Genomic DNA, 20,135 nt, shown 5'->3' on the forward strand with positions numbered 1-20,135 from the left:
GCCGAGGTCAGGAAAAAATGTCAGTGAGACGAAGCATAAGCACTCCCGAAAAGGCAAACTATTCGGAGGAATACGCGTTTTACCTGGTAATTTTACGTAGGGACTTGTCTTGCTTTAAAAACTATTGTTATTTATTTCAATGAATTAACGCTTACTATTAAAAGCAACCTGCTCATTTCATCTGTTACGCGCCCATCTTCACACTCTGTAAAATCTAAAGAAATCCCCCATCGCGCCGATCATCATCCGTGTGTATTATTTCCTGTAGCTTTTACAACAACTACCCTTAACTCAAATACTTAAGCGCCAAAGCGAAAGGCATCATGAGCACACCGATCAAACGGCTAGAAATCATTAAAAATGCCATTGAACTGGAAGATGACGACATCATCCAGAGCCAGCTGACACGCCTGAAAAATGAAGTGTTTGACGATGAGCTACAGGCAATCGTCGTGATGCTTGAGCAAAAGAACTACACCGCGGCGATGGCGGCCATTACCGCCTGGCTGCAGGGCCAGCGCGCCGTGACCCAATGGCGCGATCCGCAGGTGGCTGCCAGCAAGCTGGAGCTGAAGGCGCTGGAAGAGCGACTGCGCGATCTGATTGACCGCCGCAACGCACGCGTACAGCAGCTTGATGAGTTCAACGATTTGTATTTCTCACGGCTGGGCCCGCTGATGCAGCAGATCCTCGCCCTGCGTAAAACCCTGGCGGAGCTGAACCTGCGTCGTCAGCAGGCGGAGGCACGTCGTCGCGAGGAAGATTACCGTCGCTGCCAGCGGTATATGGCGCAGGCGGTAGAGGTGCTGGCTACGCTCACCCAGCGCTGGCGCGACCTTCCGGCCGACTCCGTGCAGGCCGCTGAGGCGCGCAAGCATCTTGAGCAGCAAAGTAATCTGATTGCCAACCTGCTGGCCGAAGCGCTTGAGCTGGAGAGCGGCTTAACGCGCGAAGAGGAGCCTGCCCGGCAGGCCCGCGACGAGGCCAACGAAGAGTACGAGAAGTATCGCGAACAGCATCACGATGCCGAAGTGCGTCTGCGTAAGGGGAAAGATCTCTCGGAAGAGGATCAAAACGAGCTCAAGCGCCTCTGGCGGCAGGCGAGCAAGCTCTGCCATCCGGATTTAGTCGCAGACGATCTAAAAGAGGAAGCCAACGCGATGATGGTGCAGCTCAACCAGGCGAAGCAGCGCGGCGACGTAAAAGCCATTCGCTCGCTGGTGGCCCGCCTGCAGCAGGGCTTCGAGCCATTGATGGCAAGCGACAGGCTGAACGATCTGGAACGTATCCGTAAAAAAATGGCGCAGGTCCGCGAGCAAATCGACACCTTAGTGCACGAGCTGGCGGAGCTGGAAAAAGAGGAGTCCTGGCTGCTGGTCTCGTCGCTGAGCAATATGGAAGCGTATTTCGCTCAGCAAGAGAAAGCGCTGCACGAGGTCCGCGCCTCGCTCGAACATCAGGTGAACGAAGCGCAGCTGGATTCGGCAGCCTGATTATTTAGCGTGCCAGTATGCGCTGGCACGCACCAGCTGCTGGTCAATCGCGTCGGTTTCAAACTGGCGGCTCAGGCTTTTCACCACCTTCCCTTCCCCGGTCAGCCAGATAAAGTAATCCTCAGCCGGAACGGTCAGCGCCGCCAGATGGTCCGCTACCGCCTGCGCGTTGTGGCCCACCACCCATGTGATATTGAATTCGCTCAGGTGCGCCAGATAGCCTTTGTAAGATTCGTCCCCGACCGTCACTACCGCATGAACCTCCGGGCGAACCGGCAGTTTAACAATGCTCTCTAAGCGCCGACGCAGCGCGGGCATGCCGGACTCGTCGCACACGTACAGCTGCCAGGCGTAATCCTCCGGCACCACCAGAGAACCGCGCGGGCCGCCGATGGTCAGCCTGTCGCCCGCTTTCGCCTCGACCGCCCAGCGGCTGGCAACCCCGCCGTCATGAATGAAGAAATCGAGCAACAGCTCATGATTTGCCTCATCGTACAGCGGCGTATAGTCGCGCGCCTGCGGACGCACGCCGTCGCCCCAGTCGATGCCTTCATCGGTGACCACCGGCGGAACAAACGTGGTGCCAGGTGCCGGGAAAAAGACTTTGGTGTGGTCGTCGAAACCGCGGGAGCTAAAGCCCTCCAGCGCCTCGCCGCCTAAAACAATGCGCTGAAAGCCTGCGCTGATGCGCTCAACGCGACGCACCGTCAGCTCGCGAAAGCGCAGGTCATTACGCACGCGCTGTGGGTAACGGGTAGATGCCATTTTTAGCCTCTTGTCTTGTGAATACGATATATCGAAACTGATTTTTAAATGATAATGATTACTAATCAGTAAAAATGCAAGATCTTTTAGATTGCATCTGAATATATCTTAGATATAGTTTAGATATATCAAATTAAAGAGACTACTATGCGACACGAACACGATGGCGGCGGACGCCGACCGCGCTTTTTCGGCCACGGCGACCTGCGGCTGGTGATCCTGGACATCCTGACCCGCAGCGCGAGCCACGGCTATGAGCTGATCAAAGAGATCGAGAATCTGACTCAGGGGAACTACACTCCGAGCCCAGGTGTGATCTATCCAACCCTGGATTATCTTCAGGATCAGACCTTTATCACCATCACGGAAGAAGAAAGCGGTCGTAAGAAGATTGCGATTACCGCTGCAGGACAACGCTGGCTGGACGAAAACCGGGAACAGCTGGAACAGATCCAGGTGCGTATTAAAGCGCGCAGCGTCGGCTTTCAGCTGCGCAAAAACCCGCAGATGAAGCGGGCGCTGGATAACTTTAAAGCGGTGTTAGATCTGAAGGTAAATCAGGGAGAGCTCAGCGACGCGCAGCTCAAGCAGATTATCGGCGTAATCGACCGCGCGGCGCTGGAGATCTCCCAGCTGGATTAAGCCGGCGCGTGCTCGCTCACGCGGAAGACGCGTACCAGCTCTTTCAGGTGCATCGCCTGCTCGTTAAGGGATGCCGCCGCCGCGACGGACTCCTCCACCAGCGCAGAGTTCTGCTGGGTGGTGGCATCAATCAGGCCAATCGCGCTGTTGATCTGCGAGATCCCTTCCGTCTGCTCGTGGCTGGCCTGGCGGATCTCGCGCAGGATCACGTCCATCTCCTCCACGTTGCCGACCATCCCGTTGATCAGAGCGCTCGCTTTTTCCACCAGGTTCATCCCGTCCTGGGTCTGGCTGGTGGAGCTCTCGATCAGCTCGCGGATTTCACTGGCTGACGACGCGCTCTTCTGGGCAAGCTGGCGCACCTCGCCGGCCACCACCGCAAAACCACGGCCGTGTTCGCCGGCACGCGCCGCTTCCACCGCCGCGTTCAGCGCCAGAATGTTGGTCTGGAAGGCAATGGCGTCGATCAGGTCGATAATGTCGGACATTCGGTTCGACGTCTCGTTAATCAGGCGCATTTTGCTGGTCACCTGCTTCATCATCTCCCCGTTGTTTTTGACCACCGTGGCGGCATCTGCCGAGAGGTTGGTCGCTTCGCCGGTGTGCGAGGCGGTGTTTTTCACCGTCGCGGTGATCTGCTCCATCGAGGCGGCGGTCTGTTCAACGGAGCTGGCCTGCTCTTCGGTGCGCGCGGCCAGATCCTGGTTCCCGGCGACAATCTGCGCGGCCGCGCTGGAGATATTCTCCGAGCCGGTTTGCACCTGCTGCACAATGTCCAGCAGGCGGTTTTTCATCTCCATCAGTGCGTGCAGCAACAGGCCCGTTTCGTCCTTGCCGTGCGGCGTGATGCTGCCCGTCAGGTCGCCCTCTGAAATGGCATTGGCAAAATTCACCGCCTCGCCGAGCGGACGAGTAATAGCGCGCACGATAAACCAGCCAATCAGGCTGCCCGCCGCAACGCTAAACAGGGTGATCAGGATCAGCAGCAGCCGGCTGGATTTAAAGTCACCTTCCACCTGCTTCCCTGCGCTCTGCATCTCATGGTTCTGAATCGCAATCAGCTCCTGCACTTTGGCTTTATAGGCCTGCTGCACGGTGAGGGTGCGGGTCATCATCTCCTGGATTGCAGCCGCGCGATCGTTGTTCTGCACCGCCTGCAAAATGCGATAGCGCGAGTCCAGATACTGCTGACGAACGTCGCGGATCTCGGCAAGGACCTGCTGTGATTTCGGATCCTGCAACACGCTGTTTAGCTCACCCAGAATCAACGTAATATGTTCGCTGATCGTTTTAAGATGCTGCTGCGACTGCGCCGTGTACGTTCCCTTATCATCCAGTAACATGAGCTGCTGAGTGCTAATAAATTCCTGGAAGTTGTCGATTAACTGGTTCGCTTTTACCGTGGTCGGATAATCATGGGTAATGATGGATTGCATCCCGTTGTTAGCCCGGTTCAGACTCAGTAAGGACATACTGGCGCTAACTACCATCAGGACAATAAAGAATCCAAACGCCAGAAATAATTTCGTGCCGATCTTTACGTCATGTAAGAACATATTTTCTCCATCGATGTGATTATTTCTCAGACGATCGCTGTTATCGGTAACGAATCCGCTAACTTTATGACTTTGATCGTTTTTTTATTTCATAACCATCACAATGGATAGGTAGAGGCTATTAATACCGCCTCATCGATCGTTACCAGACCACCAGAACAGGGTTTTACAAAATAGCATCACGGAAAACTGACTTAGGCAGGAATAAATAACTGAGGCACTTTCTTTAGTTATTTAATATCTGATTAACAATAAAACATATTAATAGTCACAAGCAGAAATAAAAAAGCCGTTTATTCCTTACGGTATAAACGGCTTTTCCGGAACACTACTGGCTCAATGGAGCACCGTTACCGCATCCTTAAGACGCCCGGCGCGGTGTTTAACCATGGCAGAAATGTGCGCGCTCTCCTCGACCAGGTCGGCATTTTTCTGCGTGATGCTGTCCAGCTCCGCCACCGCACGGGTTAATTCTGACAGTCCGGTGGCCTGCTCGGACGTCGAGTGGCTGATCTGCGCGATAAGCTGCGTCACGTTTTTCACCTGCTCGACAATGTCATCCATCGTGCGGCCTGCGGCGTGCACCTGCTCAGAGCCGGACTGCACCCTGCTGGCGCTGGCATCAATCAGCTTACGGATATCGTTAGCCGCATTCGCGCTGCGGCTGGCGAGATGGCGGACTTCCCCCGCGACTACGGCAAAGCCTTTTCCCTGCTCGCCGGCCCTTGCCGCTTCAACGGCCGCGTTCAGCGCCAGGATATTGGTCTGGAAAGCGATATCGTTAATCAGGGTGGTAATTGAGCCAATTCGCTGCGTGCTGTCGGCGATGTCGTCCATGGTTTTGACGACGGTCTGCATCGCGTTTCCGCCCTCCGTCGCCGCGCTGCTCGCAGCAACGGAGAGTTTATCCACCTCAGCGGCGGTTTCAGAGTTGCTCTGAACGGAAGCGGCCATCTGATTCATCGTTGCGACGGTCTGCTGCACGTTCGCCACGGTCTGACGCGTACGATCGTTCAGCGCTTCATTCCCCTGCGCCAGCCTGTCGCTGCCGTCACGGACGCTCATCACCTGGCTTGAGACGTCATTGATGAGCCAGCGGCACATCAGCCCCAGTTGTCCTACCGCGCGCAGGGTCAGCCCCAGCTCGTCGCTGCGGTTCAGATGCTGCACACTGTTACGCTCGCCGGTCGCCACCTTCAGCGCCTGACGCGCCACGTTCTCGATCGGGCGGACAATCTGCTGCTCAAACAGCAGCGTACCCAGCAGCATTACCACGGCAGCCGCTGCGAGCGGTGCCCAGCCTGCGGAGGTCGTCAGCAGGGTAGCGGCAAGCGCGGCAAAGAGTATCGCCATCACGCTGCGTACCCGCCAGCGCAGCGGCATTGCAGGAAGTTTACCCCGCCAGCCCTTACGCACCACCAGCCCTTTGTGAATACGTTTTTTACAGCTCCCGTTATTCAGCGCCCGGTAGAGCGGCTCCACGGCGGCAATCTCTTCCTCCGTGGCTTTGGTGCGGATCGACATATAGCCAGTCACCTGCCCGCGGCGCACCATCGGCACTGCATTCGCACGCACCCAGTAGTGGTCACCGTTTTTGCGTCGGTTTTTGACAATCCCGCTCCACGGCTCGCCCTGCTGCAGCGTGTACCACATATCGGCAAACGCGGCTTTTGGCATATCGGGGTGGCGCACCATATTGTGCGGCTGGCCCGTCAGCTCATCAAGCTGGTAGCCGCTCACCTGCACAAAGGTGTCGTTGGCGTGGGTAATGTAGCTGTGGACGTCTGTGGTAGACATTAAGGTGGTGTCATCGTCCAGAGGATAATTATTCTGGGTGACAAAGGAGGGAGAAGACATGATGGGCATTCCTTGCAGGTTATTCGAATGTTAATTTTGTGGTTTATTGTTTTTTCGGCGGTAAACAATTTATCTTTAGTTGTTAAAGTTGATGGAGATCGCAGATTTCACTTAAACCGCACTTTTTGTGAGATTTTATAATTCATTGATTTCAAATACTTTCACAAAGAAATTACCTGCAAAATATGACCTGTTAACGCCCACTTAAGCCGCAAGCAATGCACTCCTTTAGTGCAATTGCCCTTTTCTGCCCCTCACAACGTATGTTGCCGTGTTCCGCGAAATCCCGTTTCGGTTGTATTGGCATGATTAAATATTGTGCAGCAATATTTTAACCTGGCGTTTATCCCGATTTTCGTTAAGTCATCTGAAGTGGCGTAATCCCTGCAATACTTAAACCAGTATCATGTGATACGCGATCCCCGGGAGCACATTTTGAACAGGTTACCTTCCAGCGCCTCGGCTCTTGCCTGTACCGCGCACGCACTGAATCTCATTGAGAAGCGAACGCTCGATCATGAGGAGATGAAACAACTTAACCGAGAGGTCATCGATTACTTTAAAGAGCACGTCAATCCTGGTTTTCTGGAGTATCGCAAATCTGTTACCGCCGGCGGGGATTACGGAGCCGTAGAGTGGCAAGCGGGAAGTCTTAATACGCTTGTCGACACCCAGGGACAGGAGTTCATAGATTGCCTGGGTGGTTTCGGTATCTTCAACGTGGGGCACCGTAATCCAGTAGTGGTTTCCGCCGTACAGAATCAACTTGCGAAACAACCTCTCCATAGCCAGGAACTGCTCGACCCGCTTCGCGCCATGCTCGCGAAAACGCTGGCGGCCTTAACCCCCGGCAAACTGAAGTACAGCTTCTTCAGCAACAGCGGCACGGAATCGGTCGAAGCGGCGATTAAGCTCGCCAAAGCGTACCAGTCGCCGCGCGGGAAATTCACCTTTATCGCCACCAGCGGCGCGTTCCACGGTAAATCCCTGGGCGCACTGTCGGCGACCGCGAAATCCACCTTCCGCAAGCCATTTATGCCGCTGCTGCCGGGCTTTCGCCACGTGCCGTTTGGCGACATCAACGCCATGCGCACCGTGCTGAGCGAATGCCGTAAAACCGGCGATGACGTGGCGGCGGTGATCCTGGAGCCGATTCAGGGTGAAGGGGGTGTGATCCTCCCTCCGCAGGGCTATCTGCCCGCCGTGCGTCAGCTGTGCGATGAGTTTGGCGCGCTGCTGATCCTCGACGAAGTGCAGACCGGGATGGGACGCACCGGCAGGATGTTTGCCTGCGAGCATGAAAACGTTCAGCCGGACATTCTATGTCTGGCGAAAGCGCTCGGCGGCGGCGTGATGCCAATAGGAGCAACGGTTGCAACGGAAGAGGTGTTCTCGGTGCTGTTCGAAAATCCGTTCCTGCATACCACCACCTTTGGCGGCAACCCGCTGGCCTGTGCGGCGGCGCTGGCCACCATCAACGTGCTGCTTGAGCAAAACCTGCCCGCGCAGGCGGAGCAGAAAGGCGACATGCTGCTGGACGGCTTCCGCCAGCTGGGGCGTGAGTACCCGGACCTGGTGCAGGAGGCACGCGGCAAAGGGATGCTGATGGCGATTGAGTTTGTCGACAACGAAATCGGCTACAGCTTCGCGAGCGAGATGTTCCGCCAGCGGGTGCTGGTGGCAGGCACGCTCAACAACTCGAAAACCATCCGCATTGAACCACCGCTGACGCTGACCATTGAGCAATGTGAGCAGGTGCTGAAAGCGGCGCGTAAAGCGCTGGCAGCGCTGCGGGTGAGCGTGGAAGAGGCGTAATATCTACTCCCCCTCCGGACGAGGGGGAGTTTAATGACCCATCTGCCAGAATAAGTTATCATCCCCCCTATATCGGCTATCTTCTCCTGAGGGACCATGCGCTATTTTTTCCTGGAATGGGTCAATCCTTTCGAAATCATGATGCTTAATTCGCTTGCAAAGGATCACCCCGTCAAGCAAATTAATCGCATTATGCGACGCTTTAAATCGGTCAATGCCCTACTGCCAGGCCAGGCGTTAAAAAAATGGCATAAGCGCGCGCACTGTGCCGTTAAATTATCGGCAATAAAACCCGATGATATTGTGATTTGTAATGGGTATAGCGTTTTTCCGTTCCTGGATTATGTCGCCAGCATGCCGTGTAAAAAAGTTTTGATTCTGCGCGACTCGGTGGATGCCCTGACGCGCAAACGTCGTCTTCTTGGACAACTGGCGCAGGATGCGTATTACATCGACACCGTTCGTCCCTTCTTTGATGCTATTTATAGCTTTGATCCTGCTGATTGCGAGCGCTATGATCTGCATGCGATTGAGCAGTTTTTGCCTTTTAGCTGGCAAGAAATTCAGCAATTTCAAAATGAGAGCGCAACTGAAAATAAAAGCTGCTTTTTTGTCGGCGGCTATGAACCCATTCGTGCAGAAGTTCTTCGCACACTCACACCGGTGCTCGAAAATAGCGGCTATAAGACGGATTTTTATCTGCTGGATAAGTACAATAATCAGGATAACTACCCCGATAATTGCCAGAATAAAAAACTCAGCTATCTGGACAATATAGATAAAGCCAAACGCTGTTCAGTTATGCTGGAAATAAACAAACCTGAGCAAAATGGATTAACGCTTCGCGCGCTGGAAGCTTTGGTTCTGAACAGGAAGCTTATCACCACCAATGCGTCGATTAAGACGATGGCGCTTTACGATCCCGCCCGTATTTTTATTTATAACGGTGTCGATACCGAGGGTCTGGACGCCTTTCTTCAAAGCGACCTGCCTGAGAGGGATGAGAAACTCCTCAGACAGTACTGTGCAGACAGTCTGCTTGCTACGTTGCAAAAGCATCATTCCTGAAAGGAGCTCGCCCGGTAGAATCCCCTACCGGACTGCTTTTTAACGGTGAAACTCCGCCACGGTCATGGTGAAACGAAGCACGGCATCGCCTTCATTCGCATAGCCGTGTGCGGCTTCGGTTTTCGCCACCGCCGATGCGCCTGCATTAACCTGCGTCACCGTCTCGTCCACCGTCAGCGTCAACACGCCTTCGTTCACGTGCAACAGCTCAAAGGTTCCCGACGGATGCCCTGTCGAGGTGAAATACTCCCCCGGATGCATCTCCCACTGCCATAACTCAATCATATCCGGGCCCGCAGTGCCTGCCAGCAGCCTGGCGTAACCGCCCTGTTCGCCCTGCCACAACACCGGAATCACCGCTTCTTCGATAACGTGCACCAGCGGCTCGCTGGAGACATTGACGATATCCGCCACGGAGATGCCTAGCGCGGCGGCCAGCTTGCACAGGATGGCGATGCTAGGGTTGGCTGCGCCCTTTTCGATCTCCACCAGCATCCCTTTGCTGACGCTGGCCCGGCGGGACAGCTCGTCCAGCGACAGCTTTTTCTCTTTCCGCCAGTTGCGGATGCGGTTCGCCACGGCCAGGCTTACCTGGGCAACATCAGCACCCTGCGCAGTCATTATATTGACTTTATCAGTCATTGGTCACTACCATGGTATAAAACAGTCAATACAGGATTATTTATGTCTCTCGTTACGCCGTCAATAGACTCACGTCTTGCCGGGATTGCCCCGGGCTTTCGGGCACTGAGCATTCTGGTTGAAGCTGCGCCGATTACCCACCCGGAGGTTGCGCCCGCCGCGCTGGCGCAGGCCTGCCGGCAGGTGTTGAATGATGATGTGCCATGGGCTGATGCACACCTTTCAAACTGGGATGAGGTGTTTAAAGCCTTCGGTGCGAAACCGAAACGCACGCCCTGTTCGGCCTCTGCCCTGCGCAAGCGGGTACTGAAAGACGGTTCGCTGCCGTCGCTGGATCCGGTCGTGGATATCTATAACGCGGTGAGCATTCGCTATGCCATTCCGGTGGGTGGGGAAAATCTCGCGGCGTACTCGGGTGCGCCCCGTCTGACGCTGGCCGACGGCAGCGAGCCGTTTGATACCTTCAAAGAGGGACTGCCGGTGGTGGAACACCCGGAACCGGGCGAGGTTATCTGGCGCGACGACCTCGGCGTCACCTGCCGCCGCTGGAACTGGCGCCAGGGGATACGGACGCGTCTGGACAGCCAGGCGCAATCCATGTGGTTTATTCTTGAAAGCCTGCCATCGATGCCGCTTGCAGCACTGGAAGAGGCAGGAGAGGAGCTGGTCAACAACCTGCAGCAGCTGATGCCGGGAGCCACGGCTCAGGTCCAGCTGCTGACGTTGTAAGAGGACAACACGATGTTTCACGGATTAAGCACGTTTCCGTTAACGCCCCTGAAAAATGGGATGTTTGACGAGCAATCCTTCATCAATCTTCTGCGCCCCGTGGTCGACGCAGGCGTGGATTCGCTGGGCATTTTGGGCTCAACGGGAAGTTATGCCTATCTGACCGTTGAAGAGCGCGGCCGAATCACGCGCTGCGCGGTGGAGCATGCTGATGACGTTCCGGTCATCGTCAGCATCGGCGCACTTAGGCTGGACGATATTCTGCGTCTGGCTGACGACGCGCAAGCGGCAGGTGCATCTGGCGTGCTGATGGCACCCGTGTCGTACCAGCGATTAACGGAAGATGAAGCGTTTAATCTCTATGAAGCGGTGACTCGCCAGCTCTCCGTACCGCTGTGTATTTACGATAATCCCGCCACGACCGGTTTTGCGTTTAGCGATGAATTGTTATTTGCTACCGCGGCCCTGCCGAATGTGGGATCCATTAAGCTTGGCCGCGTGCCGGAGGAGCTGTCGCAGGTACGCGCTCGTCTCCCTGATACCGTCACGCTGGGCATTGCCGGCGACTGGCGGGCAGCATCTGCCCTGCAGGCCGGGTTTGACGTCTGGTATTCGGTCATCGGCGGGTTGTTTCCGCAAACAGCGCTGGCGATTGCCCGTTCGAAAGAGGCGGCGCAATCCGAGCGGCTGGAGCCGCTGTGGGAATTGTTCCGTCGTTACGGCAGCTTACGGGTGGTGGCAGCAGCGGCAGAAATGCTCGGGAAAGCGAAAACGCCCGCGCTACCCTTCCCGCTTCAGGCTATTCAGGGTGAGCCGCGCGAAGCACTTGCTGCGATTCTTGCGGAGCTGAAGCTGGCCTGAACAACGCCGGGTGGCGCTTGCGCTTACCCGGCATGACCGCTACTCCGGCAACAGCCCCACAAAACTGCGTTTTTTGCGCGGCTCCGACATCAGCTCCTCAAGCTTATCCACGCACGCCAGATAGTGCGGCGTTTGCTTGTGCGCCAGCACCGCCTCTTCGTCTTTATAGGCTTCGTAGATAAAGAACCGGGTTTTCACCCTTGGATCCTGCAAGACGTCAAAGCGCAGGTTCCCCGGCTCCCTGATTGCCCCCTCGTGGTTGGCGCGAAACACCTCCAGAAACTCGTCCACGCGCTCGGGTTTGATGTTGATCTCCACTAACGTCACGTTCATTTCGCTTCTCCCTGTTTCTCTTCCTGCCAGAACTGGAACGCGTCACGGGCGTTCCAGCTCTCGTGAACCACTTTCTTCACCGCCTTCAGCATGGCGAGCGGCGCGCTGGACTGGAAGATATTGCGCCCCATGTCCACGCCGGACGCGCCCTGGTCGATCGCCCGCCAGCACATCTCCAGCGCCTCGTGCTCCGGCAGCTTTTTGCCCCCGGCGATGACGATCGGCACCGGGCAACTGGCGGTCACTTTTTCAAAGCCCTCGTCCACGTAATAGGTTTTGACGAACTGCGCCCCCATTTCGGCGGCGATGCGGCTGGCGAGCGAGAAATAGCGCGCGTCACGCGCCATCTCTTTGCCGACGCCCGTCACCGCAAGCGTCGGCATGCCGTAGCGCGCGCCCGCGTCTACCAGCTTGATGATATTGTTGATCGACTGGTGCTCAAACGGGCTTCCGATGTACACCTGCGCCGCCACGGCGCAGACGTTCAGGCGCAGGGCATCCTCCATCGCCACCGCCACGCACTCGTTGGACAGTTCGCCCAGAATCGAATTACCGCCGGAGGCGCGCAGCACCACCGGTTTGTTCGTCGCGGCGGGCACCTGGCTTCTCAGGATTCCGCGGGTGCACATCAGCACGTCGGTTTCACCAAACAGCGGCGCGATAGAGAGGTCGATACGCTCAAGGCCGGTGGTCGGCCCCTGAAAATAGCCGTGGTCGAAGGCCAGCATCACCGTGCGGTTGCTTTGCGGGTTGAAGATGCGTGAAAGCCGGGACTGCATGCCCCAGTCCAGCGAGCCGCAGCCTTTCAGCGTGAACGGTACATTCTGCTGCGGCGTGCCGATGCCAAAATCCTTGCCGTCTTTGATGTCGTCTAAATCAGCCATTTGCTCCCCCGTCAGAAATCGTATTTATTGATGTTCTCTTTAGTGAACACCACGCGCTCCGGCAGTAGCACGATGCCGTTGCCCTTCGCCTCATACTGGTAGCCCTGCACGCTGTTCGGCTCGACCTTCAGCGCGCCGATATCTTTTACGTCCACGCTGTCGCCGACGTTAAGATCGCCTTTTTTCAGCAGGCGATCGGCGACATTGACCGCAATTTTGCCCTGTTGCACCACATCCCACAGGCCGAAGGCCTTCACCGTGCCGCGCTCAACGTAAGGGCGCATCACGTTCGGCGTGCTGAAGCCGACAATCGCCACCCCTTCGCGCTTCAGGTTTTCCGCCGCCTGTGCCGCTGCCGGCAGCGCGTTGGCGTCCGGGGCAATGATCGCATCCAGATCCGGATACGCTTTTAAGATCCCTTCAGCGGTTTGCAGGGATTTGGTGGCGTCGTTATAGCCAAACTGGGTGGTGACGATCTGCCACTGCGGGTGATCTTTCTCGATTTTGGCTTTCGCCTCTTTCACCCACTGGTTCTGGTCGGTAACGGTGGGGCTTGAGTAGAAGAACGCCACTTTAGCGTTCGGTTTGGTAACCTGCTTGCCCGCCATCTCCACCAGCAGGCCGCCAAGCTGCTCCGGCGTCCCCTGATTGATGTAGATGCTGCGGCACTCCGGCTTAGTGTCGGAATCCCAGGTCAGGACCTTGACGCCGCGCTGCATCGCGCGCTTCAGCGCCGGGCAGAGGCCGTCCGGCGACACGGCGGAGACGATAATGGCGTTATAGCCCTGGTTAACGAAGTTATTGATGAGCTGCACCTGGCCGGAGACGCTCGGCTCGGTTGGGCCGTCGTAGGTCACGTCCACGCCGAGGTCTTTCCCCGCCTCTTTTGCTCCGTTACCGCCGCTGGTGAAGAAGCCCACGCCTACCAGCTTCGGGATAAAGGCAATGCGGTCCGCCGCCTGCGCCGAGGCGAAGCTGAGGGCCATTGCCAGGACAAACAGTTTTGTTTTCATCTTACGCTCCGGATAGTTTTCTGAAGAGAGAACGCACCCACTCGCGGTGCAGACTCAGCGAACGTCCCATCACCACCACAACCAGCAGCGCCCCTGACAGCGCGCTCGACACCTGGTTTGGGATGCCGACCATCTGTAAACCCTGCTGCAGGTAGCCCACCAGCAGCGCCGCCAGCGCCGTACCGACAACCGAACCTGAACCGCCGTAGATATTGGCCCCGCCGAGCACGGCGGCGGTCAGCGCGGGCATGAGCAAATCGCGCCCCAGATCCGAACGCGCGGAGCCGAAATAGGAGACCATCACCAGCGCGGCAATCGCCGAGGCCACGCCCACCAGACCGTACAGCGCGTAGGGCATGCCGTTCACCGACAGCGCCGCATAGCGCGCCGCGCGCGGGTTCTGACCGATTAAAAACAGATGTCGGCCAAAGCGCCCCCGGTGGGTAATCAGCCAGAAGAAGGCGGTAATCACCGCGAACAGCACCAGCGGGATCGGCAGACCCAGCAGCGTGAGGTTAGCGAACGCCGTGAAGCTGTCCGGGAAGCCGCCGATGCCCTCATAGCCCGTCGCCCCCGCCATGCCGGAGAGCAGCAGCGCGCCGCCGCCGTAGAGGTAGAGCGTGCCGAGGGTGATAACCAGCGGGCTGATGCCGGTGTAGTGAATAAGCGCGGCATTAAATAGTCCGCACAGCAGGCCGAGCAGCAGCGTCAGCGGAACAGCGACCGCCATCGGCCACCCCGCCTGCATCATCACGCCCAGCGCGATGGCGCACAGGCCGATGGTCGAGCCGAGGGAGATGTCGATCCCGCCGCTGATGATCACAAGCGTGAGCGGCAACGCCACGATGCCGATGCAGATAAAGTCGCTGGTGCTGAACAGCAGCATGTTGACGTCGAGCATGCGCGGGTTGATGGCGCCAAAGAGCAGGATCTCCAGCACCAGTAAAATCAGCAGCGCGCTTTCCCAGTTAAGCCTCATTTACGCCACCTCTTTTTTGCGTTTGGGAAACGGGGTGACGTGCTTTCCCCCTTTGTTACCCGGCTGGAAGCGACCGTACTTCAGCGCCCGCTGATGACGCGCCAGCGCCTGGCGCAGGCGCCCGTCGAGCACCAGCACGCCCAGCAGCACCAGCCCGGCGATAAAGTCGTTCCACCACGCCGGGAGCCTGAACAGCACCAGCACAGTGTCGATTTGCGTCAGGAAGAAGGCCCCGAGCAGCGCGCCAACCAGCGTGCCCGTGCCGCCCAGCAGCGAAATGCCGCCGAGCACGCAGGCGGCGATGGCCTTCATCTCCAGCCCGCTGCCGGTCTGGTTGGGCACAAAGCCAATCTGCGCGGCAAAGACGATCCCGGCGCAGGCCGCCAGCATGCCGTTCAGGGTAAAGGCAATCATGCGCGTGCGGTTCACCGCCACGCCCAGCTGGCGCGCGGCGGCGAGGTTATCCCCCACCGCGTAAAAATCACGCCCGAACGCGGTACGCGACAGCGTCCATGCGCCCGTGGCCGCGACGATCAATACCAGCATGCCGAGCGGCGAAATGCCGATGGCGGCTGGCTCAGAGAGGGATTTCAGCCCCGGCGGCAGCCCTTCAATCCACTTTCCGCCGGTCCAGAGCAGCATCGCCCCGCGGTACAGCCCCAGCGTGCCGAGGGTGGCGACAATCGCCGGGATGCGCAGCCCCACCACCAGAAACCCGTTAAACGCCCCGGCCAGCGCGCCAGTCGACAACGCGAAAAGAATGGAAACCGGCAGGCTGTAGCCGCTGTTCAGCGCCACGCCGACGGCAATGGCGGACAGCCCAACGATGGAGCCGACGGACACGTCGATATTGCGCGTCAGCATCACCAGCGCGGCACCGATGGCCAGCAGGATCAGGATCTGCGAGCTGGCGAAGATCATCCCCAGCGTCTGTAAACTCAGGTAGGACGGGTTCAGCGCCACCAGCACGGCGAACAGCGCCAGAATGGCGAGAAACGCGCTCAGCTCGCGGTTTTTGAGTAAGGTCTTCATGATTGCCCTCCGAACGCCAGCGCCATCATTCTGTCGAGGCTGACGGCGTGGCGCGGCAGCTCGCCGCTGAGTACCCCCTGATGCATCACCAGCACGCGATCCGCGAGGCCCGGAAACTCGTCGAGATCGCTTGAGATCATCAGCACCGCCACGTTCTGCGCCGCCACGCTTTTAATGAGCTGATAGATGTCAGCGCGCGCCGAGACGTCCACGCCGCGCGTCGGTTCATCGACGATCAGCAGTAAAGGGTTGGCCTCCAGGCAGCGCGCCAGCAGCACCTTCTGCTGGTTGCCGCCAGAGAGCGTGCGCACGGTTTGATCCGCATGGTTGAGCTTGATCCCCAGCGCCCGGTGGTAGCGCTCCACCACCGCAGACTCCCGCTTGCGCTGCTGCCAGAGAGACGGCTCGTTCAGCGCCACCGTGTTCCAGCGGATCGGCGCGTCGAGGAACAGGCCGGACACCTGCCTGTCTTCCGGCAGGTAGACCAGCCCTTTTTCCAGGCGTGAACTTACCGGCTCGCCTGTAATGTCCTGATTCTCCAGCCAGACGCGGCCCCCGCGCACGGGCCGCAGGCCGTAGAGCGTTTCCGCAAACTCGGTGCGCCCGGATCCCACCAGCCCGGCCAGGCCGACGATCTCCCCGGCGTAGATCTCAAGGCTAAGATCGATAAACCCTTCTCCGGTAAGATCCTCCACCCGCAGCACCGGAAAATCCTGCGGCTGGGTGCGGCGGTTGCCCGGCAGCGCCAGCCACAGCTTTTGCGTATCGCTGAGAGATTTCTCCCGGCTGACCGGCGTCATGGCGGCGATCAGGGCGCCATCGTCAAACTGCGCGGTTTCGCCGCTCAGCACCACCGCACCGTCGCGCATCACCGAGACGTGGCTCGAAAGCATGCGAATTTCCGGCAGCTTGTGCGAGATAAAGACAATCCCGACGCCAAGATCCTGCAGGGCGCGGATCTGGCGAAACAGCCGTTCGGTTTCGCCGGGTGTGAGGGAGGCCGTAGGTTCGTCGAGGATCAGGATCCTCGCGTTGCGCATCAGCCCGCGCAGGATCTCCACCATCTGCTGATCCGCCACCTCCAGGGTGCTGGCGGCAGCGTCGAGGTTAAGCTGGCACTGCAGCTGCTGGAGTTTCTCCGCCAGCCGCTTTTCCAGATCGCGCTCACGCGGCAGGCGGAACAGGATGTTTTCCCGCACCGTCAGGTTGGGGAACAGCAGCGGCTCCTGCGGCACCAGGTAAATGCCTAACCTGTGCGCCTGCACGGGCGTGAGCCGCGCATATGACTGCCCCTCGACAGAAAGTTCACCGCTGTCCGGCGTCTCGACCCCGGCGATGATCTTCATCAGCGTCGATTTTCCCGCGCCGTTTCCGCCCATCAGGGCGTGCACCTGGCCCGCAAGCAGCGTGAAATCAATGCCTTTAAGAACCGGCACGCCTGAGAACTGCTTGCTGATATTCCGCGCGTCGAGAAGTGAGGTCATCATCGCTCCGCTATTGAACAAATGATTTTTAGATTTAATAATGTTCAAAAGCGTAGACGGTGAACTATATTTACAACCGTGCAGGGATCACAGTTTTATCGATTGAGATACAGATAAACCAGAAACGATCGAAATGATCCGTTTTGTCGCGTGGCTCACACTTTCCCTCCGCGCCATCACGAACATATGATCTAAATTTTTATAAGAGTTCAACTATGAGCGATAAACGCACTGCGGAAGAAGGACGGTTTGCCGGGCTGGCGCTGGCGGAAGAGGAGCTGGTTGCGCGCGTGGCCTGGTGCTACTACCACGACGGATTAACCCAGAACGACATCGGCGAGCGGCTCGGGCTGCCGCGTTTGAAGATCTCCCGCCTGCTGGAGAAGGGCCGGCAGTCCGGGGTGATCCGCGTGCAGATCAACTCCCGCTACGAGGGCTGCCTGTCGCTGGAGACCGAGCTACAGCAGCGCTTTGGCCTGAAGCTGGTGCGCGTGATGCCCGCGTTAAATACGCCGCCGATGAACGTGCGGCTGGGCATAGGCGCGGCGCAGTCCTTGATGGGCGTGCTGGAGCCCGGCCAACTGCTGGCGGTGGGGTTTGGTGAAACCACCATGAGCAGCCTGCAGCACCTGAGCGGCTTTATCAGCTCGCAGCAGATCCGCCTGGTGACGCTCTCCGGCGGCGTCGGGCCGTATATGACCGGCATCGGCCAGCTGGACGCGGCCTGCAGCGTCAGCATGATCCCCGCCCCGCTTCGCGTGTCATCCGCCGAGGTGGCCGGGATCTTAAAACGCGAGACCAGCGTGCGGGACGTGATCCTCGCCGCCACCGCCGCCGACGTGGCGGTGGTCGGCATTGGTTCGGTGAACCAGCGCCGTGACGCCACCATACTGCGCTCCGGCTATATCAGCGAAGGTGAACAGCTGATGTATGCCCGCAAAGGCGCGGTCGGCGATATTCTCGGCTATTTCCTCAATGCCGAGGGAGAATGCGTTGAGGAGCTGGAGATCCATAAAGAATTACTGGGCGTCACGCTCGATGAACTGGCGCAGCTGCCCACCATCGTTGGCGTGGCCGGAGGAGAAGAGAAAGCCGATGCGATTTATGCCGCACTGAAGGGTCGCCGTATCAATGGCCTGGTGACGGAGGAGACGACAGCCCGCGCGGTGCTGGCCCTTACGTAACGGGGTTGCCCTGCGCTAACAACGAGGCAAGCTCATGAGTTACCTTTTAGCGTTAGATGCAGGGACAGGCAGCGTTCGCGCCGTGATTTTCGATTTACAGGGCCACCAGATTGCCGTCGGCCAGGCCGAGTGGAAGCACCTGAGCGTGGAGAACGTGCCGGGGTCGATGGAGTTCGACCTCGAAACCAACTGGCAGCTGGCCTGCCGGTGCATTCATCAGGCGCTGGAGCGTGCGCGCCTGAGCGCGGCGGACATTCAGTCCGTCGCCTGCTGCTCGATGCGCGAAGGGATCGTGCTGTACGACCGCAACGGCGAGGCCATCTGGGCCTGCGCCAACGTCGACGCCCGCGCCAGCCGCGAGGTGGCCGAACTCAAAGAGATCCACGATTACCGTTTTGAATCCGAAGTGTATGACGTCTCAGGGCAAACGCTGGCGCTGAGCGCCATGCCGCGCCTGCTGTGGCTGGCGCACCACCGTCCGGATATTTATCGCAAGGCCGCGACTATCACCATGATCAGCGACTGGCTGGCGGCGAAGCTCTCCGGCGAGCTGGCGGTCGACCCGTCTAACGCGGGCACGACGGGCATGCTGGATCTCTTCTCCCGCGACTGGCGTCCGGCTCTGCTCGACATGGCCGGCCTGCGCGCCGATATCCTCTCCCCGGTGAAAGAGACCGGCACCGTGCTGGGCGCTGTCACCAGAGAGGCCGCGCAGCAGAGCGGCCTGCGCGAGGGCACCCCGGTGGTGATGGGCGGCGGCGACGTGCAGCTGGGCTGTCTGGGGCTGGGCGTGGTTCGCGCCGGGCAAACGGCGGTGCTGGGCGGCACCTTCTGGCAGCAGGTGGTCAACCTGCCGCAGGTGCGCACCGACCCCGAGATGAACATCCGCGTGAACCCGCACGTGATTCCCGGCATGGCGCAGGCGGAGTCGATCAGCTTCTTTACCGGGCTGACCATGCGCTGGTTCCGCGACGCCTTCTGCGCGGAGGAGAAGCTGATTGCCGAGCGGATGGGGATGGACACCTATTCCCTGCTGGAAGAGATGGCGAGCCGCGTACCGGCAGGCTCCCACGGGGTGATGCCGATCTTCTCCGACGCGATGCATTTCAAGCAGTGGTACCACGCCGCGCCGTCGTTTATCAACCTCTCCATCGACCCGGAAAAGTGCAACAAAGCGACGCTGTTCCGTGCCCTTGAAGAGAACGCAGCGATCGTCTCGGCCTGCAACCTGGCGCAGATCTCTCGCTTCTCCGGCGTGACCTTTGAGAGCCTGGTGTTTGCAGGCGGCGGTTCCAAAGGCGCCCTGTGGAGCCAGATCTTAAGCGACGTCACCGGGCTGCCGGTGCGCGTGCCGGAAGTGAAAGAGGCGACGGCGCTCGGCTGCGCGATAGCGGCAGGGGCTGGCGCGGGGCTGTTTGCGGATATGGCCTCGACGGGCGAACGGCTGGTGAAGTGGAGCCGCGAGTTCACGCCAAACCCGCAGCACCGCGAGCTGTACGACGGCATGATGCAGAAATGGCAGGCGGTGTACGCGGACCAGCTTGGGCTGGTGGACAGCGGGCTGACGACGTCGATGTGGCAGGCTCCGGGGTTAGTAAAAACCCACACCCCTCACCCTGCCCCTCTCCCCAAAGGGGAGAGGGAAAAAACCAGATCGAGCTGATTCTTTAAGACCGCGCCGGACAGTCCCCTCTCCCCACCGGGGAGAGGGGTAGGGCTGTCTCATATACACAACTGACGCAGCCGCCCAAAATCACTGTGTAGATAGCCGTGGTCGCCGGAACAATTAGAAAGAAAG

General features: G+C 58.6%; 18 protein-coding genes. 8 read left to right on the top strand and 10 right to left on the bottom strand.

The genetic code is table 11. The features are described 5' to 3' along the window. The first annotated feature begins 323 nt into the window (after nt 1-323). On the top strand, nt 324-1,493 hold the full coding sequence (locus tag URZ40_RS05090; protein ID WP_320719931.1) for a DNA repair protein: 1,170 nt from the start codon (nt 324-326) through the stop codon (nt 1,491-1,493). Here the strand turns inward: URZ40_RS05090 and URZ40_RS05095 are convergent, their stop codons facing one another. Beyond that, nucleotides 1,494-2,258, bottom strand: coding sequence for a siderophore-interacting protein (locus URZ40_RS05095; RefSeq protein ID WP_316379890.1), 765 nt, complete (start codon nt 2,256-2,258; stop codon nt 1,494-1,496). 147 nt (nt 2,259-2,405) lie between these two features. On the opposite strand from URZ40_RS05095, the gene URZ40_RS05100 reads away from it, so the two are divergent. Then, nucleotides 2,406-2,900 (top strand): PadR family transcriptional regulator, encoded by a 495-nt coding sequence (locus tag URZ40_RS05100; RefSeq protein ID WP_316379889.1) that lies wholly within the window; start codon nt 2,406-2,408, stop codon nt 2,898-2,900. On the opposite strand, the gene URZ40_RS05105 is transcribed toward URZ40_RS05100, so the two are convergent. Beyond that, nucleotides 2,897-4,456, bottom strand: coding sequence for a methyl-accepting chemotaxis protein (locus URZ40_RS05105; RefSeq protein WP_302220270.1), 1,560 nt, complete (start codon nt 4,454-4,456; stop codon nt 2,897-2,899). The two genes, URZ40_RS05100 and URZ40_RS05105, sit on opposite strands and share 4 nt — an antisense overlap. 336 nt (nt 4,457-4,792) lie before the next feature. Beyond that, nucleotides 4,793-6,313: a methyl-accepting chemotaxis protein gene (locus URZ40_RS05110; RefSeq protein WP_320719932.1), complete on the bottom strand. Its 1,521-nt coding sequence runs from the start codon at nt 6,311-6,313 to the stop codon at nt 4,793-4,795. Nucleotides 6,314-6,748: 435 nt separating this feature from the next. Here URZ40_RS05110 and ygjG point away from each other — a divergent pair, with 435 nt between their 5' ends. Together ygjG and URZ40_RS05120 are read left to right on the top strand one after the other, a co-directional pair. Beyond that, entirely contained in the window at nt 6,749-8,128 is a 1,380-nt protein-coding gene (gene ygjG, locus URZ40_RS05115) for a putrescine aminotransferase (protein WP_320719933.1), read from the top strand. Nucleotides 8,129-8,224: 96 nt separating this feature from the next. Next, entirely contained in the window at nt 8,225-9,196 is a 972-nt protein-coding gene (locus URZ40_RS05120) for a hypothetical protein (RefSeq protein ID WP_320719935.1), read from the top strand. Between the two features lie 39 nt (nt 9,197-9,235). Here the strand turns inward: URZ40_RS05120 and URZ40_RS05125 are convergent, their stop codons facing one another. After that, the gene (locus URZ40_RS05125; protein WP_316379887.1) at nt 9,236-9,838 is read right to left on the bottom strand and encodes a helix-turn-helix domain-containing protein; all 603 of its coding nucleotides are present in this window, start codon (nt 9,836-9,838) and stop codon (nt 9,236-9,238) included. A 42-nt stretch (nt 9,839-9,880) separates the two neighbouring features. Between URZ40_RS05125 and URZ40_RS05130 the strand changes: the two genes are divergently transcribed. Both URZ40_RS05130 and URZ40_RS05135 read left to right on the top strand, forming a co-directional pair. Beyond that, the gene (locus URZ40_RS05130; protein ID WP_320719937.1) at nt 9,881-10,567 is read left to right on the top strand and encodes a B3/4 domain-containing protein; all 687 of its coding nucleotides are present in this window, start codon (nt 9,881-9,883) and stop codon (nt 10,565-10,567) included. A gap of 12 nt (nt 10,568-10,579) precedes the next feature. Beyond that, a complete protein-coding gene (locus URZ40_RS05135; RefSeq protein WP_320719938.1) occupies nt 10,580-11,428 on the top strand; it encodes a dihydrodipicolinate synthase family protein in 849 nt (282 codons plus the stop codon). A gap of 39 nt (nt 11,429-11,467) precedes the next feature. On the opposite strand, the gene lsrG is transcribed toward URZ40_RS05135, so the two are convergent. The 6 genes from lsrG to lsrA are packed head-to-tail and all read right to left on the bottom strand — an operon-like array spanning nt 11,468 to nt 17,153. Then, the gene (gene lsrG, locus URZ40_RS05140) at nt 11,468-11,761 is read right to left on the bottom strand and encodes a (4S)-4-hydroxy-5-phosphonooxypentane-2,3-dione isomerase (RefSeq protein ID WP_044597614.1); all 294 of its coding nucleotides are present in this window, start codon (nt 11,759-11,761) and stop codon (nt 11,468-11,470) included. Beyond that, nucleotides 11,758-12,645, bottom strand: coding sequence for a 3-hydroxy-5-phosphonooxypentane-2,4-dione thiolase (gene lsrF, locus URZ40_RS05145; RefSeq protein ID WP_316379884.1), 888 nt, complete (start codon nt 12,643-12,645; stop codon nt 11,758-11,760). The genes lsrG and lsrF overlap by 4 nt, the downstream gene beginning before the upstream one ends. An 11-nt stretch (nt 12,646-12,656) precedes the next feature. Further along, nucleotides 12,657-13,658 carry an autoinducer 2 ABC transporter substrate-binding protein LsrB gene (gene lsrB, locus URZ40_RS05150; protein ID WP_116342159.1) on the bottom strand — a complete coding sequence of 334 codons (1,002 nt, stop codon included), beginning with the start codon at nt 13,656-13,658 and terminating at the stop codon, nt 12,657-12,659. A 1-nt stretch (nt 13,659) separates the two neighbouring features. Further along, complete coding sequence (lsrD, locus tag URZ40_RS05155; RefSeq protein ID WP_320719939.1) at nt 13,660-14,637, bottom strand: autoinducer 2 ABC transporter permease LsrD; 978 nt, start codon at nt 14,635-14,637, stop codon at nt 13,660-13,662. Further along, nucleotides 14,638-15,669, bottom strand: a complete 1,032-nt coding sequence (lsrC, locus tag URZ40_RS05160) for an autoinducer 2 ABC transporter permease LsrC (RefSeq protein ID WP_320719940.1) — start codon at nt 15,667-15,669, stop codon at nt 14,638-14,640. After that, on the bottom strand, nt 15,666-17,153 hold the full coding sequence (lsrA, locus tag URZ40_RS05165; RefSeq protein ID WP_320719951.1) for an autoinducer 2 ABC transporter ATP-binding protein LsrA: 1,488 nt from the start codon (nt 17,151-17,153) through the stop codon (nt 15,666-15,668). The genes lsrC and lsrA overlap by 4 nt, the downstream gene beginning before the upstream one ends. 215 nt (nt 17,154-17,368) lie before the next feature. On the opposite strand from lsrA, the gene lsrR reads away from it, so the two are divergent. After that, entirely contained in the window at nt 17,369-18,337 is a 969-nt protein-coding gene (gene lsrR / locus URZ40_RS05170; RefSeq protein WP_023309277.1) for a transcriptional regulator LsrR, read from the top strand. Nucleotides 18,338-18,371: 34 nt separating this feature from the next. Beyond that, complete coding sequence (lsrK, locus tag URZ40_RS05175) at nt 18,372-20,000, top strand: autoinducer-2 kinase (RefSeq protein ID WP_320719941.1); 1,629 nt, start codon at nt 18,372-18,374, stop codon at nt 19,998-20,000. The last annotated feature ends 135 nt before the right edge of the window (nt 20,001-20,135 follow it).

The sequence above is a fragment of the Enterobacter sp. 296B2 genome, assembly GCF_034106185.1.
GTDB classification, from domain to species: domain Bacteria; phylum Pseudomonadota; class Gammaproteobacteria; order Enterobacterales; family Enterobacteriaceae; genus Enterobacter; species Enterobacter cloacae_N.

What these genes read in the sequence shown, in the direction of transcription:
- lsrC (WP_320719940.1), bottom strand. Translation starts at nt 15,669, where the DNA reads ATGAAGACCTTACTCAAAAACCGCGAGCTGAGCGCGTTTCTCGCCATT.
- lsrK (WP_320719941.1), top strand. Translation starts at nt 18,372, where the DNA reads ATGAGTTACCTTTTAGCGTTAGATGCAGGGACAGGCAGCGTTCGCGCC.
- URZ40_RS05125 (WP_316379887.1), bottom strand. Translation starts at nt 9,838, where the DNA reads ATGACTGATAAAGTCAATATAATGACTGCGCAGGGTGCTGATGTTGCC.
- URZ40_RS05100 (WP_316379889.1), top strand. Translation starts at nt 2,406, where the DNA reads ATGCGACACGAACACGATGGCGGCGGACGCCGACCGCGCTTTTTCGGC.
- URZ40_RS05120 (WP_320719935.1), top strand. Translation starts at nt 8,225, where the DNA reads ATGCGCTATTTTTTCCTGGAATGGGTCAATCCTTTCGAAATCATGATG.
- lsrD (WP_320719939.1), bottom strand. Translation starts at nt 14,637, where the DNA reads ATGAGGCTTAACTGGGAAAGCGCGCTGCTGATTTTACTGGTGCTGGAG.
- lsrB (WP_116342159.1), bottom strand. Translation starts at nt 13,658, where the DNA reads ATGAAAACAAAACTGTTTGTCCTGGCAATGGCCCTCAGCTTCGCCTCG.
- URZ40_RS05105 (WP_302220270.1), bottom strand. Translation starts at nt 4,456, where the DNA reads ATGTTCTTACATGACGTAAAGATCGGCACGAAATTATTTCTGGCGTTT.
- URZ40_RS05135 (WP_320719938.1), top strand. Translation starts at nt 10,580, where the DNA reads ATGTTTCACGGATTAAGCACGTTTCCGTTAACGCCCCTGAAAAATGGG.
- URZ40_RS05090 (WP_320719931.1), top strand. Translation starts at nt 324, where the DNA reads ATGAGCACACCGATCAAACGGCTAGAAATCATTAAAAATGCCATTGAA.
- URZ40_RS05110 (WP_320719932.1), bottom strand. Translation starts at nt 6,313, where the DNA reads ATGTCTTCTCCCTCCTTTGTCACCCAGAATAATTATCCTCTGGACGAT.
- URZ40_RS05130 (WP_320719937.1), top strand. Translation starts at nt 9,881, where the DNA reads ATGTCTCTCGTTACGCCGTCAATAGACTCACGTCTTGCCGGGATTGCC.
- lsrA (WP_320719951.1), bottom strand. Translation starts at nt 17,153, where the DNA reads ATGACCTCACTTCTCGACGCGCGGAATATCAGCAAGCAGTTCTCAGGC.
- lsrF (WP_316379884.1), bottom strand. Translation starts at nt 12,645, where the DNA reads ATGGCTGATTTAGACGACATCAAAGACGGCAAGGATTTTGGCATCGGC.
- lsrG (WP_044597614.1), bottom strand. Translation starts at nt 11,761, where the DNA reads ATGAACGTGACGTTAGTGGAGATCAACATCAAACCCGAGCGCGTGGAC.
- URZ40_RS05095 (WP_316379890.1), bottom strand. Translation starts at nt 2,258, where the DNA reads ATGGCATCTACCCGTTACCCACAGCGCGTGCGTAATGACCTGCGCTTT.
- lsrR (WP_023309277.1), top strand. Translation starts at nt 17,369, where the DNA reads ATGAGCGATAAACGCACTGCGGAAGAAGGACGGTTTGCCGGGCTGGCG.